Raw genomic sequence first — 14,715 nt, 5'->3', positions numbered from 1 at the left:
GGAAAGCAAAACGGGAGTATGAAAATGCAGAAATCACAAAATCAATCGTGTTCATGCACAAAAAAGATGCTTTATGTGTTTACATATCAATCGTTTTTCTGTGTAATAGGCAAAAACTAAAGGTCGGTCATATAAAAACTATAGTTTTCCTGCTTGTTTGTCATTATTTTTTTACAGTATAATAATATTACAGAGTCATGTGTTGATGTGATCGTGATGTTTCGAATGGTGGACTTCGAGCAGATGATGCGAGCAATGCATGAGAAGGAAGGAGTAATGAAAAGTGAAGACAAGCAGAATCAAACGCGTCGGCGCCGGTATTCTGGCTGCAGTGATCACTGCATCGACTTACGCAGGTGCTGCGTTGAACGTGCTTGCAGGCGACTCGTGGCCGAATCCGACCGCTTCGGCTGAGCCGACATTCGCCGGTTACCGCGTCAAAGACGTGGAAAACTGGAGTCCGGAAACAGATCCGTATGCAGAGTTTATGCGTGCGGAGATTCCGCTGCAGGAACGCAATGAAGCGTTTAAACCAACACAGGCAAAACCATATTTGAATTCCGATGCTGAAGTAATGCTGATGCAGGGCGACTATGGCAACAGCTTTTTCGGCAGCACAATGTACACAGATACATTCGGTGAGCATGTACTGAATTTCTGGCAGTATGCAGACTACTTCTCTCCATGGCACGGTGCCGCAACTGCATATACGCCGGACGCTCTGTATGATCCGCTTACAAGCGATTGGCAGGCAAGAGGTTTTGAGTTCGGTATCGTTAATATCCCGAACCCGGCTTACACAAACGCTGCACACAAAAACGGCGTTATGTCCATCGCCTGCATCTACTTTGATCCGGCATTCCGTCCGGGCCAGACTTGTGCAGACCTTATTGAAAAAGATGAAAACGGCGAATTTTCAATCGCAGATAAATTGATCCAGATGGCTGAGTATTTTGGCTATGACGGCTACTTCTTAAACCAGGAAGAAGGTATCATGGAAGACTTCAAACCGTTCATGGCAAAACTTACGGCAGCCGGTTTGTACACACAGTGGTACGATACAAACAGCAGCTTCAACAGTGCAAAAGCTGCATGGCTCAAGGATGATACGCACGGTCAGATCAACAATTCCGTGTTTATCAACTACGGCTGGGGAAAAAGCACCGTTGATTCCGCAATCAGCTATGCAAATCAGATCGGTGCCGATCCTTTCAAAAATCTGTTCTTTGGCGCGGAGTGCAACCAGAATAAATTCTCGGGCGGCCACTCCAGTGCAAGGGACATGGCAAATCTGTATGACGAAACGGGCAACCCGCGTGCAAGCGTAGCACTCTTTACACCGAGTGACTGGTATCAGCGCGGTGTTGATGAAATTCCTGCAAACATGAACAATAAAGGTTTGCCGGTTATGCAGCAGACAGAATATCAGTGGATGGTTGCAGAGCGCGAGCGGATGTTCTTCTCCGGCGTAATGTGCGATCCGACCGATACCGGATTAAAATCGGGATACAGCCGTGATGATGTAGGCGTCAGCAATGCAAGCGGCTGGGTCGGCGTGGCTGACTTTATCAGTGAACGCTCTGTTATCAACGGCACTGCATTCTACACAAACTTCAACACCGGTCATGGTGTACAGTATTTCAAAAACGGTGAAGTCAGCGCAGATAAAGAGTGGACCAACATCAACATTCAGGACATTCTTCCGTCTTGGCAGTGGTGGATGGACAGCTCGGACGATACAAAATTGTCCGCTGATTTTGACTACGGTGCAAAACTTGTCAATAACGACAAAAACGGCACTCCGATGGAAAGTGCATATACACAGGTCGGCGCGTATGACGGCGGCAGCTCGCTCGTTGTTTACGGCAACCTGACAGGCACGGATTCTCTCCACCTTTACAAAACTGATTTGGATGTCAACGCAAACACCAAAGCAGACGTTACATTCAAAAAGACATCGGACGACGATGCACAGATGAAACTCGGCTTGATCTTCAAAGATAAAGCAGAAGAGACTGTGAAACTCGACATTGCAGATTCGCAGACAAAAGGCGAATGGACAACATCGCAGATCGACCTGTCCGCATATGCAGGCAGACAGATTGCAGCAATTACCTTGGAATTTGAAGGCACTGCAGCAAACTATCAGATGAACGTCGGCGGATTGAAAGTTTCCGACAGCGTTTATAAACCGGAAACACCGACAGGCTTTACCGTTGACTATGCATATGACGATGGTCAGATGATCGTTAGCTGGGATCTGCCGAAGAATAACTACGGCAATGTTGTTCAGTACAACCTGTACGGCACACTGTCTGACGGCCGTCGTGTATACCTTGGCGGTACATATGACAGCATTCTGTATGTCAAATCGATGTTTGACGAAGCAAAAGTTGTTAATCTGGAACTTTGCGCAGTCGGCAAAGACGGTACAGAGAGCGAACCGGCAAACGTAACCTATTCGTATGAAGACAAAGTAAGCAACATCACTGTCGAAGAAGCAGAAACCGCAAGCGGTCTGCTTGTTCGTGCAGCAAATCCGGGCAAACTGGAAGTTTCCTTTGATGCACCGGCAACAGGCGCACCGGACAGCTATGAATTTGAAGTAACACTTCGCAACATCGCATCCGATGATCCTGACAATCAGGTATATACTTCCACCGCAGAAGGAACTGCAACGAGTGCAGTGATTTCGTTGCCGGTTAAAGAAGGTTATGAATATGACCTGAAGATTTATGCAGTCAAAGACGGCGAAAAGGGCGATGCAATCTGCTATCGCGGCTGGTCGAACGACAGCTATTCCGAACCAATTGCGGAAGAAGATATCCGTATAAGCGGAACAAGCGTACGCTTGGTTGATCCGGATTCGGTCGACTGGTATAAGATGACTGCAACATTTGACGGTCAGCAGAAAGCAAGCTTTAAACGCGGTGCTTCCAGCGGCAGATCGATGACTTTCTCGATTCCGTCGAATGCAACAGGCATTCTGAGCGTTGTAACAGAAGATTTTGCAGGCAATAAATCCGAACCGACAGTACTTCAGCTTGAAAACGGCGTCGTTGTCGATCCGACGGATCTGATTTCTTCAACGCACTTCCCGGATCCGGCACTGCTCAGCGCAGTGAAAGCGCAGGTCGGTGTGACACTGTCCTCGCTGTCCGAATTCACAGGCACACTTGATCTTTCCAACACGGATGTTGCGGATCTGACCGGTATTGAGCGTCTGACGGGCATGACGGGTCTTAATCTCGAAAACTGCTCATCTCTCACAGAACTTTCGGGACTTGACGCGTGCGCGGCACTCAAAGAAATCAACGTCAAAGGCTGCACCGGCCTTGTTACAGTTGATGTGGCAGGTTTAGGCCTTGAGAAATTTGAGGGTGAAGGCGAATATCCGAACCTCGTTTCCGTTGATATTTCCAACAACAAACTTGACCTCAGTGAAGGCACACCGGAGCGTGCATTCTTAGATGCAGCTTTGAAAGCAACCGCAGATGTTACAGAAACAAAAGCAGGCGAAGAAAACCTTGTTTTGGGTGCAACATTGGTGGCATCCGATAACGTGGTCAACGCTGCATTGTTTATTGATGGTGATGTAAAGACAGATACAGCTGCGAGCGATCGCAACAAAAATGCATCTGTTACACTGGATCTTGGTGCAGAGAAAGAGATCACCGCATTCAGCATTTGGCTGAAAGTAAATGATGAAACACCTCCGCGCCCGTTCGGCGTGAAAAATGCAACACTTTCTGTATGTGACACAGCAGACGGCACATATACAGAGGTTGGTACACTGGAAACGGTTCCGGGAACGGAGAAGAACGAAATCAAAGAAACACGTGTTGAACTTTCTGAAGCAGTTAACGCACAGTATGTAAAAATTACTGTCACCGAGTGGCAGCCGCATCCGAATGGCGGCGTGGACTGGCCGGCAATGGTAGAAACCGCAGTTTACGGTGGCACTTCTACAACAGAGCCGGTGAAATTTGCAGATCAGCGCCCGGCTGTATATGCAGCAGTTCGTGCGATTACAGAACCGATTGAAAAAGCAGTCGCTGACGGTGAAACACTCGATATGATGACTTATGCAGAAAAAGCCGTAACAATTCGCGGAACTGCATATGAAACACTTGATGCACAGCTTATCAATGGTGAGAAATTTATCGCAGAAGATGTGGATGTATCTGCAAAACCGCAAGAAACATTCACTGTATCAATCGTTGATCAGAACCGTAAACCGGTTGAAGGCAGTGTCATTGATCTTTCGTTTGATGCAACTTATACAGTTACATACAAAACAGCAAGCGACGAAACTGCAGCAACACTTACAGTGATCGTTGGTGACGGCGGCGAAGTGACCACACCGGTTGTGATTACAGAGAATCCGACCATTCTGTATGCAACAGAGCAGAGCGATCACAATTCGAAAGAAGATCCGGAATTTGCATTTGATAACGATGAAACCACCAAATGGTGCCCGGGCGGCAACGCTGTACAGGCACAGATGGTAATCGATGTAGGCGCATACTATACGCTTACAGAATGGAATATGTCACACGCAGGCGTTTCGATGAGCGATGGACCAGGACGCAATACCCGTGATTTTGAACTTCAGATCCTGAACGTAGCAAATCCGACTCCGGAACAACTGGCAGACGAAGATTTCCTGACCAATGATGCAAACTGGACAACAGTGAAAGCGTATGTGAGCAATCAGGAAACTCGTACACATTACGAGTTTACGGAATCCGTAGTCGCACGTTACTTCCGTTTGAATGTCACAAAAGGCGACACCAGTGCACAGTGGCCATCCACCCGTATTTACGAATGGAGCATGAAAGGTATCCTGGCAGATGGACCGGTAGTGCCGGAAGTCGACAAATCGGAACTTCAGACAGTGTATGACGCAAACAAAGACCGTGTTGAAGGCGATTATACGCCGGAAACATGGACAGCATTTAAAGCAGCACTTGAGAAAGCAGCAGAAGTACTCGCTGCAGAAGATGCAAATCAGGATGAGGTTGATACTGCAAAAACAGCACTGGAAGCAGCAGTAGCTGCACTTGAGAAAGCAGCAGAGAAAACAGAACTTTCTGAAGTGTATAATGAGTATAAAGATTTTGTAGAAGATGAGTATACTTCTGATACATGGGCAGCATTCAAAGCAGCGCTTGACAAAGCAGCAGAATTGCTTGAAGACGAGAACGCAACACAGGCTGAGGTTGACGCAGCGAAAGCAGAGCTTGAGCGTACGGCAGAGGCACTGGCTGAGCGCGGAAACAATGCAAACCTCAATGCATTGATCACTTACGCAGAAGCACAAAAAGAAAATGCTGAGTATGAAGATGTCGTATCGGCAGTGAAAGAAGCGTTTGAGACAGCGCTTGCAGACGCAAAAGAAGTTGCAGGCAATATTGATGCAACACAGGCTGAAATCAATGCAGCATATGATGAATTGCTTGCGAAGACTTGGATGCTGTCGTTTGTAGGCTCACCGGAAAAATTAAAAGAGCTCTATGATTTCGCAGAAGCACTCGATCTTGAATGCTACACTGAGAAGACAGTAGAAGCACTTCGTGCAGCAATGGAAGCAGCAAAACCGGTTCTTGATAACGAGAACGCATTGCAGGCAGAGATTGATGAAGCATACAATGGACTGAAAGCTGCAATTGATGGACTGAAGCTGAAAGTTGACAAAGATGCACTGGCAGCATTGATTGCACAGGCAGAAGCAATTGATCTCTCGAAATATTTAGAGAGCAGCAAAACCGATTTTGCAGCAGCACTTGACAATGCAAAAGCAGTATATGAGAACGAAGAAGCAACGGCAAAAGAAGTGTATGACGCATACAACCGTTTGCAGAAAGCAATCTTTGATCTGCGTTTGATCCCGGACAAATCTGTTCTGGAAGATCTGCTGAACAAAGCAACAGAAGTGGACGAGAGCAAATACACAGCAGCAAGCTATGGCGTGCTGAGAATGGCAATGGCAGAAGCAAGTGTTGTGTTTGAGAACGCAGAAGCAACAGAAGCAGACGTGAAAGCAGCAGAAGAAAAACTGGAAGATGCACTGAACGGACTGGTTCTGACGGATGCAGGTGAGACACCAGAAGAGACACCGGCAACTACACCGGATAAAGAGAATCCGGATACAGATGACTCGATTCCGTATGCAGTACCGATGGCGTTGGTTCTTGCAGCAGGAGCAATCTTCATCATTCGTAAACGTGCAATGAGATAATTGTTATTCTTTCCTTGTTTCCTTTCATTAGGGGAAGAACCCGACAGGCAATTTGCCTGTCGGGTTCTTTTTTGTTTTCATATATTTTAAACCGAATGTTATTCACCCAACGATTCTTTGACTTCACGGCCTTGTTTAAGCAGTGCGTTTAGTTTTTGGGTGTCTTGTTTGTCGAGTGCGGATTGGATATGCGTGAGGTTTTCAATCAGTGTCCCGATTTCATTGGAGAGTGCTTCACGGTTTTCTAAAAACAACTCTGTCCACAGCGTTTCATTGATTCGTGCAACGCGCGAAACATCCCGATAGCTGCCTGCGGAATATCCTTTGTGCATGGGACAGCGAGGGCTTAACACGTATGCACAGGCGAGTGCGTGAGGAAGCTGCGACGTATATGCAATCATTTCATCATGGTGCTCAGGTGTTGTCCAAACAACTTGTGCAAATCCGATCTGTTTTGCAAGCTCGGCCATTGTATCAGCAGCCCATTGCGGCGCTTCACAAGGCACAAGCAGATAACTTGCCTGACGGAACAGCGTCGCTTCGCTGACATCAAAGCCGTTGCGTTCTTTTCCTGCCATCGGATGACCGCCGACAAAATGAAAGTGAAGTGTTTTTGAAAGTGCGACCATCTGCGGGCAGACAGCGTTTTTGATGCCGCAGGCATCCGTTACGATGCAGTCAGGAGAAACGTGCGCGCCGTATTTACGGACAAATTCAACTGCATCATTTGGATAGAGGCAAAGCCATAAGATGTCGATAGACGGCAAATCTTCCGCGTAGCCGATTCGCTCAATCGCACCGCATGCAAGTGCTTGGTCGAGCACTTCCGGATTGCGGTCCATTCCAAGTACATGGTGTGGTGTAAATGCCGATAATGCTTTTGCGATCGATCCGCCGATCAATCCAAGACCGACAATCAAAATGGTTTTCTCTTTCATATGACATTCCTGCTTTCTAAAAAACGTTAGAAAAAAACAGCGCCGCAATCGCGACGCTGTCCATCAAAGCGTGTTGATTTTTATTCAGCATAAAACGCTTTTTAAAAAAAGTCAAGTACTTTTACGCTTTTATGCGATAAATCGTTCGTTTTTTATGTTTTTTACGAAAGCCACATATGTTCGACAAAAATTTTGATGCCGATAAAGACAAGAATCACACCGCCAAGAAGCTGAGCTTTTGTATTTAACTTGTCACCGATCCATTCGCCTACGCGTACGGCGATTGTGCTTAACAGGAATGTGGAAACGGCAATCAGCGAAATCGCAAGCAGGATGTCTGCACCGGAAGCAGCAAAGCTGATACCGACTGCCAGTGCATCAATGCTTGTGGCAATCGCCTGCATAAACAGCATCCACATACCAAACGGCTTTACAGAACAGGCTTCTTCGCCCTTGAATCCGTCAACGATCATTTTGCCGCCGATGAAGCAGAGCAGAATCAGTGCGATCCAGTGATCAAATGCGGCAATCTGTGCGTAAAACAGCGAACCGGTCAGATAACCAATCAGCGGCATCAGACCCTGAAACAGACCGAACGCAAACGCAATCAGAAACGTTGTGCACCATTTTGGCTTGTAGCACATGCCGTTCGTCATGGATACGGCACAGGCGTCCATTGAAAGACCAATACCGATTAAAATCAGTTCAAAAATCCCCATGTAAGATCGTCCTTTCCGTATGTTAAATGCGGGTGTCCAGAAGATCTGCATACTGTGCACGGAACTGTGCAAAACGACCTTCGTCAAGCGCCTCGCGAATGCGCTCCATCAATGTGTTGTAGAAGTACAGGTTGTGCATGACAGCCAGACGCATGCCGAGCATTTCGTTTGCTTTGAGCAGATGACGGATGTATGCGCGGGAATGATGGCGGCAGGTCGGACAGTCACATGTTTCGTCGATCGGACGGTCATCCTCGGCGTATTTTGCGTTATTCAGGTTAATGATCCCCTGCCAGGTGTTTAAATGACCGTGGCGAGCGTTTCGGCTCGGCATGACACAGTCGAACAGGTCAACACCGCGTGCGACCGCTTCGATAATATTGCCCGGCGTGCCGACACCCATCAGATACCGGATTTTGTCCTTCGGCATATAGGGTTCCACCACTTCAATGATGTGATACATTTCCTCTTTCGGTTCGCCTACGGCAAGTCCGCCGATTGCATAGCCGTCGAGGTCGAGTTCACGGATTGCTTTCATGTGTTCAATACGCAGGTCGTCAAATGTACAGCCCTGATTGATGCCGAACAGCATCTGATGCGGGTTGATCGTTTCCGGCAGGCTGTTTAAGCGATCCATCTCTGCTTTGCAGCGAGCAAGCCAACGGGTTGTGCGCTCACAGCTTGCTTTGGAATACGCATAAGGCGCCGGATTTTCGACGCATTCGTCAAATGCCATTGCAATCGTCGAGCCTAAGTGCGACTGAATCTGCATGCTGACTTCCGGCGACATGAAAATTTTTCTGCCGTCCACATGGGAGTGGAATGTGACACCTTCCTCTTTAATTTTACGAAGCTTTGCGAGCGAAAAGACCTGAAATCCGCCGCTGTCGGTTAAAATCGGGCGTTCCCATCCCATAAAGCGGTGCAGACCGCCGCGGCGGTAAATCAGTTCATCGCCCGGACGAACGTGCAGATGATATGTATTGCACAGCTCCACCTGACATTTTAAATCGACAAGGTCATAGGAAGAAATACCGCCTTTGATGGCAGCGGAAGTACCCACGTTCATGAATGCCGGTGTCTGAACCGTGCCGTGAACGGTATGAAACTGGGCACGTCGAGCTGTTCCTTCTGTTTTGAGCAGTTCGTACATGAAAATCTCCTTTCGTTATTCGAGAATCAGCATCGCATCACCGAAGCTGAAGAAACGATAGCGTTCTTTGACCGCCACTTCGTATGCGTGCATCGTATGTTCATAGCCGCAGAACGCGGAAACAAGCATAATGAGTGTACTTTCTGGCAGATGGAAGTTCGTAATCAGTCCGTCCATCGTTTTGAAAGTGTAGCCCGGATAGATGAAAATATCGGTGTCGCCGCTTGACTCGCCGAATTGGCCGCGCTGAGCGGCACTTTCAACGGTGCGGCAGCTTGTCGTGCCGACACAGATCACGCGGCCGCCGTTTTTCTTCGTCTGTGCGATCAGATCGGCCGCTTCTTGCGGGATATGATACCATTCGGTATGCATTTTGTGGTTTGTTACGTCGTCCACTTTGACCGGACGGAATGTGCCAAGTCCGACGTGAAGCGTCACCTGTGCGATGTTTACGCCTTTGTCTTTGACTTTCTGCAAAAGCTCCGGTGTAAAGTGAAGTCCTGCCGTTGGTGCCGCAGCCGAGCCTAAATCTTTGCTGTAGACGGTCTGATAACGCTCTTTGTCGTTAAGTTTTGCCGTGATATACGGCGGCAGCGGCATCTGGCCGATTTGGTCGAGTACGGCGAAGATGTTTTCCTTGCAGTCAAACGAAATGAGCCGGTTGCCGTCGTCCTGTACTTTCGTAATCGTGCCGGTCAGCAGACCGTCACCAAACGAGATGACAGCGCCTTCACGCGCACGCTTGCCTGGTTTTACAAGCGTTTCCCAAACACCTGCTTCTTTCTGCGACAACAGTAAAAGCTCCACATCGCCGCCGGTATCGGTGCGTTTGCCGTACAGACGTGCCGGAATGACGCGGGAATTATTGATGACAAGCAGATCGCCCGGCTTTAAAAAGTCGGGCAGATCGTAAAAATGACGATGGAGGATTTCTCCCGTTTTGCGGTTTAAGACCATCAGCCGGGAGCTGTCGCGCGGCGTAAGCGGTGTCTGCGCAATCAGTTCCTGCGGAAGATCGTATGCAAAATCACTTGTTTTCATAAAGGATTCCTTTCCGAAAAAGTGTACGTATATAAAATACACATGTATTTATTGAACAGAAAATCCTGAAAAAGAAACGGCTCTTTCATGGATTTCATTGGTTGACAATTTGCATGCTGAGTGGTATGATAAAGCAGACACAAACGAAAAAATGAATCGGATAGAGGCCGCGGATTTCATCAGTATCTGTGCACAGGCTGCCAAGCCGTTTGACGGCGCAGTGAAAGGGAAATTCGCCGAAGGTGCGCCGCCGGCAGCGGCAGCCTGATCCGGACGTGAATAATGTCCGGATTGTCATCATACATATGGTGGAGAGCTATCGGCTATTTTTTGTAATCGAAAACAGATAGTCAACACGTTTTCTATTATAGTATACGACAGGCCGGTTTTCAACCGGTTTTTTTGTTATCCGGAGAGATTTTTCCGAAAATCAAATTTGAGGAGGTTGTTTTTAATGAAACAGTTTAACGTAGGAATTATCGGTGCAACCGGCATGGTAGGTCAGCGCTTTGCTATTTTACTCGCGGAGCATCCGTGGTTTCATGTCAAGGTGCTTGCGGCATCTTCCCGCAGTGCAGGCAAAACATATAAAGAGGCAGTCGGTGCACGCTGGGCAATGAAACAGCCGATGCCGGCATTTATGGAAGACATGGTCGTTTTGGATGCAACTGCTGATATTGAAACGATTGCGTCGAGCGTTGACTTTGTGTTCTGCGCTGTCGATATGAAAAAAGACGAGATCAAAGCACTTGAGGAAGCATATGCAAAAGCAGAGTGCCCGGTCATTTCGAATAACTCTGCAAACCGCTTTACACCGGATGTCCCGATGATTATTCCGGAGATCAACGACGATCACGCTGAGGTTATCGCTGCACAGCGCAAACGTCTGGGCACAAAACGCGGATTTGTTGCCGTCAAATCCAACTGCTCGCTGCAGAGCTATGTGCCGGCACTTCATCCGCTCATGAAAGACTTTGAAGTAACCGAAGCGCTCGCTTGCACCTATCAGGCAATTTCCGGTGCGGGCAAAACGTTTGAAACATTCCCGGAGATCGTCGACAACGTCATTCCGTACATCGGCGGCGAGGAAGAAAAGAGCGAAAAAGAGCCGCTCAAAATCTGGGGTAAGGTTGAAAACGGTGAGATCGTGTGTGCATCGTCTCCGGCAATCACCACCCAGTGCCTGCGTGTTCCGGTGAGCGACGGCCATATGGCAGCAGTCTTTGTCCGCTTTAAAAACAAACCGACCATCGAGCAGATCAAAGAGAAATGGGCAGCTTTCTCGGGCGCACCGCAGGAGCTCTCCCTGCCGAGCGCACCGAAACAGTTCTTACATTATTACGAGGAAGACAACCGTCCGCAGACAAAGCTTGACCGCGATACTGAAAACGGTATGGCAGTTCATATCGGACGTCTGCGTGAGGACAGTCAGTATGACTATAAATTTGTGTGCCTGTCGCACAACACCGTCCGCGGCGCAGCAGGCGGCGCAGTGCTGATGGCAGAGCTTTTGGCTGCAAAAGGATATCTCGATTAATCGGAAACCTCCGCGCAGGAATCGCATAAAATAGAGAGAATACGATACGCAAAAGAAAAGAGGGAACTTGCAGTGAAAAAAGAGATTTTCTCCGGCGCAGGTGTTGCGATCGTCACGCCAATGTATCCGGACGGATCGATTCACTATGAAAAACTCGGGCAGCTGATTGACTGGCAGATCGAAAACCATACCGACGCCATTGTCATCTGCGGAACGACCGGCGAATCGGCGTGCATGACCGATCAGGAACATATTGACTGCATCGAATTTGCTGTCAAACACACAGCAGGACGTGTGCCGGTAATTGCCGGTGCGGGCAGCAACGATACTGCTTATGCCGTTCAGCTTTCCAAAGAGGCAAAACAGCTTGGTGCAGATGCGCTGTTGCATGTCACACCGTACTATAATAAGACGTCGCAAAAAGGTCTGATCGCGCATTTTAATGCGATTGCCGATGCAACCGATCTGCCGATCATCCTTTATAATGTGCCGAGCCGTACCGGTGTGAACATCAAACCGGAAACGTATGCACAGCTTGCAAAACATCCGAACATTGTTGCGGCAAAAGAGGCGAGCGGCAACATTTCGCAGGTCGCACAAATCAAAGCGCTGTGCGGCGATGACCTCGATCTTTACTCGGGCAACGACGACCAGATCGTTCCGCTTCTGTCGCTTGGCGCAAAAGGCGTCATTTCTGTACTTTCGAACGTGATGCCGAAAGAAACGCACGATATCTGCGCGCTGTTCTTTGAAGGAAAGGTGCAGGAGTCGGCGGCGCTTCAGCTTAAGCTTCTCGACCTCATCAATCATCTGTTTATGGATGTAAACCCGATCCCGGTCAAAGCGGCGATGAATCTGATGGGCTTTGATGTGGGTGAATGCCGTCTGCCGCTCGTTTCGATGGATGACGCACAAATCGGTGTGCTCCGTGAATCGATGAAACAGGCAGGACTGCTCGCATAACGGAATAAATTGCGAAAAAACTGCACACAGTCGGACGTTTTGTTTGAACTGTGTGCAGTTTTGTGTTATACTGGTCGCAAACGAACGAAAAAGAAAGGAATGACGAAAAATGACACGAATTTTATTGTGCGGCGCCAACGGAAAAATGGGTCATGTCATCCGCAGCTGTGTATCACAGCGGGATGATATGGAGATTGTCGCAGGCGTCGATTTGAATACAGCGGGAACCGAATTCCCGATCTATGCTTCGATTGATGAGGTGACGGAAACAGCCGATGTAATCATCGATTTTTCGAATCCGGCACTGCTTGATTCGCTGCTCGCGTATGCGAAGCGGACACATACACCGCTTGTTGCGGCAACCACCGGTTATAGTGCAGAGCAGACAGCAGCAATCAAAGCGGCTTCCAATGATGTGGCAGTGTTCTTTACCTTTAATATGTCGCTGGGTGTTAACCTTTTGCAGTCGCTTGCAAAACAGGCAGCACGTGTACTTGGCGGACAGTTTGATATCGAGATCATCGAAAAGCACCACAATCAAAAGGTAGACGCACCGTCCGGAACCGCAATCATGCTCGCGGAGTCGATCAACGAAGCGCTGAACACCCCGTATGAGCTTGTCTATGACCGTCATGCCCGCCGCGAAAAACGGCCGGTAAACGAAATCGGTATGCATGCGGTTCGCGGCGGTACGATTGTCGGCGAACATGAGATTTTGTTCGCAGGACGCGATGAGCAGATTTCGTTAAAACATACGGCAACATCCAAAGAGGTGTTCGCAGTGGGTGCTGTTAATGCGGCGTCGTTTTTGGCAGGCTGCAAACCGGGCCTTTACACCATGCAGGACTTGCTCCGCTCGACCAGCGATGAGGAGGCAAACGCATGAAATTAAAACACGGCAAAAAAAGACGCTTGAAACCGGCGGGGATTGTGCTGATTGTTGTGCTGGTGCTGTTATTGGTAGCCGGTGCAGTGTTTGGTGCGATGACATTGCTTAAGAGGGACACAGTTCCGGCAGGTCCGGTGGATACGGAGTCCTCCGTATCGTCCGAGGAGTCGTCCGAACCGATTCCGGAACCGACGTCTGCACGTCTGATTGGATTTGGCGACGATTTGATTCACGTTTCGATTTTTAGACAGGCGAAAGCACGTGCAACAGACGGCGGATATGATTTTTCGTATGCATATGAACCGGTCAAAAATCTCGTAAATCTTGCAGATATCGCTTCGATCAATCAGGAAACGATGATGGCAAAAGACCGCGAGCCGTCCGGTTATCCGCTGTTCAACTCGCCGCAGGAGCTTGCATATTGTCTGGCAGACATGGGATTCGATCTTGTAAACCTTGCGAACAACCATTCACTTGATCAGCGTGCAAGCGGCTTGCAGTCGACACTTGAACTCTGGAACAGCATTGACTCTGTGGAGACGACCGGCGCTTACTTAAATGAAGAGGATTACAGCCGAATTCGTTCCATCGAGAAAAACGGTATCACCTTCGGCTTTATCGGTATGACGGAACTTACAAACGGATTGTCGCTGCCAAAAGATACCGAGCTTATTCTGCTGCAGCCGCAGGCTGAGGAGAAAGTGAAAGCAAGAATCGAAGAAGCACGCGAAAAATTTGATGTTGTAGTAGTCAATGTACATTGGGGCGTTGAATATACATTTAAGCCAACAGATTTTCAGCGTTCGTTTGCACAAAAGCTTGCCGATTGGGGTGCAGACATTATTCTTGGACATCATCCGCACGTGATTCAGCCGGTGGAATGGGTGGAGCGTACGGACGGCAGCGGAAAAGCGCTTGTTGTCTATTCGCTCGGCAACTTCATTTCCACGCAGGAGATGGGACCGACCATGATTGGCGGCGCGCTTGATGTTACAGTGGAAAAAGAATACGAGAACAATACCATTTCGATTAAAGAAGCGCGGTTTATCCCGCTTGTCACACATTACGGCTACGGCAAATCGGATGTGCGTGTGTATCCGCTCGACGAATATACCGACGAGCTCGCAGCAAAACACGGCATTCATCAGCATATCAGCCGGTTTGATATCGATTATATCAATGAAACGGTTTCTTCGGTAATTGACGAATCGTTTTTGACGCCATACCAATAAAC

General features: G+C 48.4%; 9 protein-coding genes and 1 riboswitch. Of the genes, 5 read left to right on the top strand and 4 right to left on the bottom strand.

Annotated elements, in window-relative coordinates; translation table 11 throughout:
- Positions 1–283: 283 nt before the first annotated feature.
- On the top strand, positions 284–6,241 hold the full coding sequence (locus H6A12_RS07320) for an endo-beta-N-acetylglucosaminidase (RefSeq protein ID WP_204446429.1): 5,958 nt from the start codon (positions 284–286) through the stop codon (positions 6,239–6,241).
- Between the two features lie 98 nt (positions 6,242–6,339).
- Here H6A12_RS07320 and H6A12_RS07315 read toward each other — a convergent pair whose 3' ends face one another.
- From H6A12_RS07315 to queA, 4 genes are all read right to left on the bottom strand, one after another.
- Positions 6,340–7,179, bottom strand: a complete 840-nt coding sequence (locus H6A12_RS07315; RefSeq protein WP_204446427.1) for a prephenate dehydrogenase — start codon at positions 7,177–7,179, stop codon at positions 6,340–6,342.
- A 161-nt stretch (positions 7,180–7,340) separates the two neighbouring features.
- Positions 7,341–7,898, bottom strand: coding sequence for a manganese efflux pump MntP family protein (locus H6A12_RS07310; protein WP_204446425.1), 558 nt, complete (start codon positions 7,896–7,898; stop codon positions 7,341–7,343).
- Between the two features lie 22 nt (positions 7,899–7,920).
- Positions 7,921–9,051 (bottom strand): tRNA guanosine(34) transglycosylase Tgt, encoded by a 1,131-nt coding sequence (tgt, locus tag H6A12_RS07305; protein ID WP_204446422.1) that lies wholly within the window; start codon positions 9,049–9,051, stop codon positions 7,921–7,923.
- A 15-nt stretch (positions 9,052–9,066) separates the two neighbouring features.
- Positions 9,067–10,092, bottom strand: coding sequence for a tRNA preQ1(34) S-adenosylmethionine ribosyltransferase-isomerase QueA (gene queA, locus H6A12_RS07300; protein WP_204446420.1), 1,026 nt, complete (start codon positions 10,090–10,092; stop codon positions 9,067–9,069).
- 153 nt (positions 10,093–10,245) lie between these two features.
- Positions 10,246–10,419, top strand: a riboswitch (Lysine riboswitch).
- Between the two features lie 127 nt (positions 10,420–10,546).
- Here queA and asd point away from each other — a divergent pair.
- From asd to H6A12_RS07280, 4 genes are all read left to right on the top strand, one after another.
- On the top strand, positions 10,547–11,629 hold the full coding sequence (asd, locus tag H6A12_RS07295; RefSeq protein WP_204446418.1) for an aspartate-semialdehyde dehydrogenase: 1,083 nt from the start codon (positions 10,547–10,549) through the stop codon (positions 11,627–11,629).
- Positions 11,630–11,701: 72 nt separating this feature from the next.
- Positions 11,702–12,592, top strand: a complete 891-nt coding sequence (gene dapA / locus H6A12_RS07290) for a 4-hydroxy-tetrahydrodipicolinate synthase (RefSeq protein WP_204446416.1) — start codon at positions 11,702–11,704, stop codon at positions 12,590–12,592.
- A 109-nt stretch (positions 12,593–12,701) separates the two neighbouring features.
- Positions 12,702–13,478, top strand: coding sequence for a 4-hydroxy-tetrahydrodipicolinate reductase (gene dapB / locus H6A12_RS07285; protein WP_204446414.1), 777 nt, complete (start codon positions 12,702–12,704; stop codon positions 13,476–13,478).
- On the top strand, positions 13,475–14,713 hold the full coding sequence (locus tag H6A12_RS07280; RefSeq protein ID WP_204446412.1) for a CapA family protein: 1,239 nt from the start codon (positions 13,475–13,477) through the stop codon (positions 14,711–14,713). Before dapB ends, H6A12_RS07280 begins: the two co-directional genes overlap by 4 nt.
- Positions 14,714–14,715 lie beyond the last annotated feature (2 nt).

Source organism: Merdimmobilis hominis (assembly GCF_016901855.1).
GTDB lineage: Bacteria > Bacillota > Clostridia > Oscillospirales > Ruminococcaceae > Paludihabitans.
The sequence above is the reverse complement of the archived record's forward strand: the minus strand, read 5'-3'. Positions and strand labels throughout refer to the sequence as shown.

What these genes read in the sequence shown, in the direction of transcription:
- H6A12_RS07315 (WP_204446427.1), bottom strand. Translation starts at nt 7,179, where the DNA reads ATGAAAGAGAAAACCATTTTGATTGTCGGTCTTGGATTGATCGGCGGA.
- H6A12_RS07310 (WP_204446425.1), bottom strand. Translation starts at nt 7,898, where the DNA reads ATGGGGATTTTTGAACTGATTTTAATCGGTATTGGTCTTTCAATGGAC.
- tgt (WP_204446422.1), bottom strand. Translation starts at nt 9,051, where the DNA reads ATGTACGAACTGCTCAAAACAGAAGGAACAGCTCGACGTGCCCAGTTT.
- queA (WP_204446420.1), bottom strand. Translation starts at nt 10,092, where the DNA reads ATGAAAACAAGTGATTTTGCATACGATCTTCCGCAGGAACTGATTGCG.
- asd (WP_204446418.1), top strand. Translation starts at nt 10,547, where the DNA reads ATGAAACAGTTTAACGTAGGAATTATCGGTGCAACCGGCATGGTAGGT.
- dapB (WP_204446414.1), top strand. Translation starts at nt 12,702, where the DNA reads ATGACACGAATTTTATTGTGCGGCGCCAACGGAAAAATGGGTCATGTC.
- H6A12_RS07280 (WP_204446412.1), top strand. Translation starts at nt 13,475, where the DNA reads ATGAAATTAAAACACGGCAAAAAAAGACGCTTGAAACCGGCGGGGATT.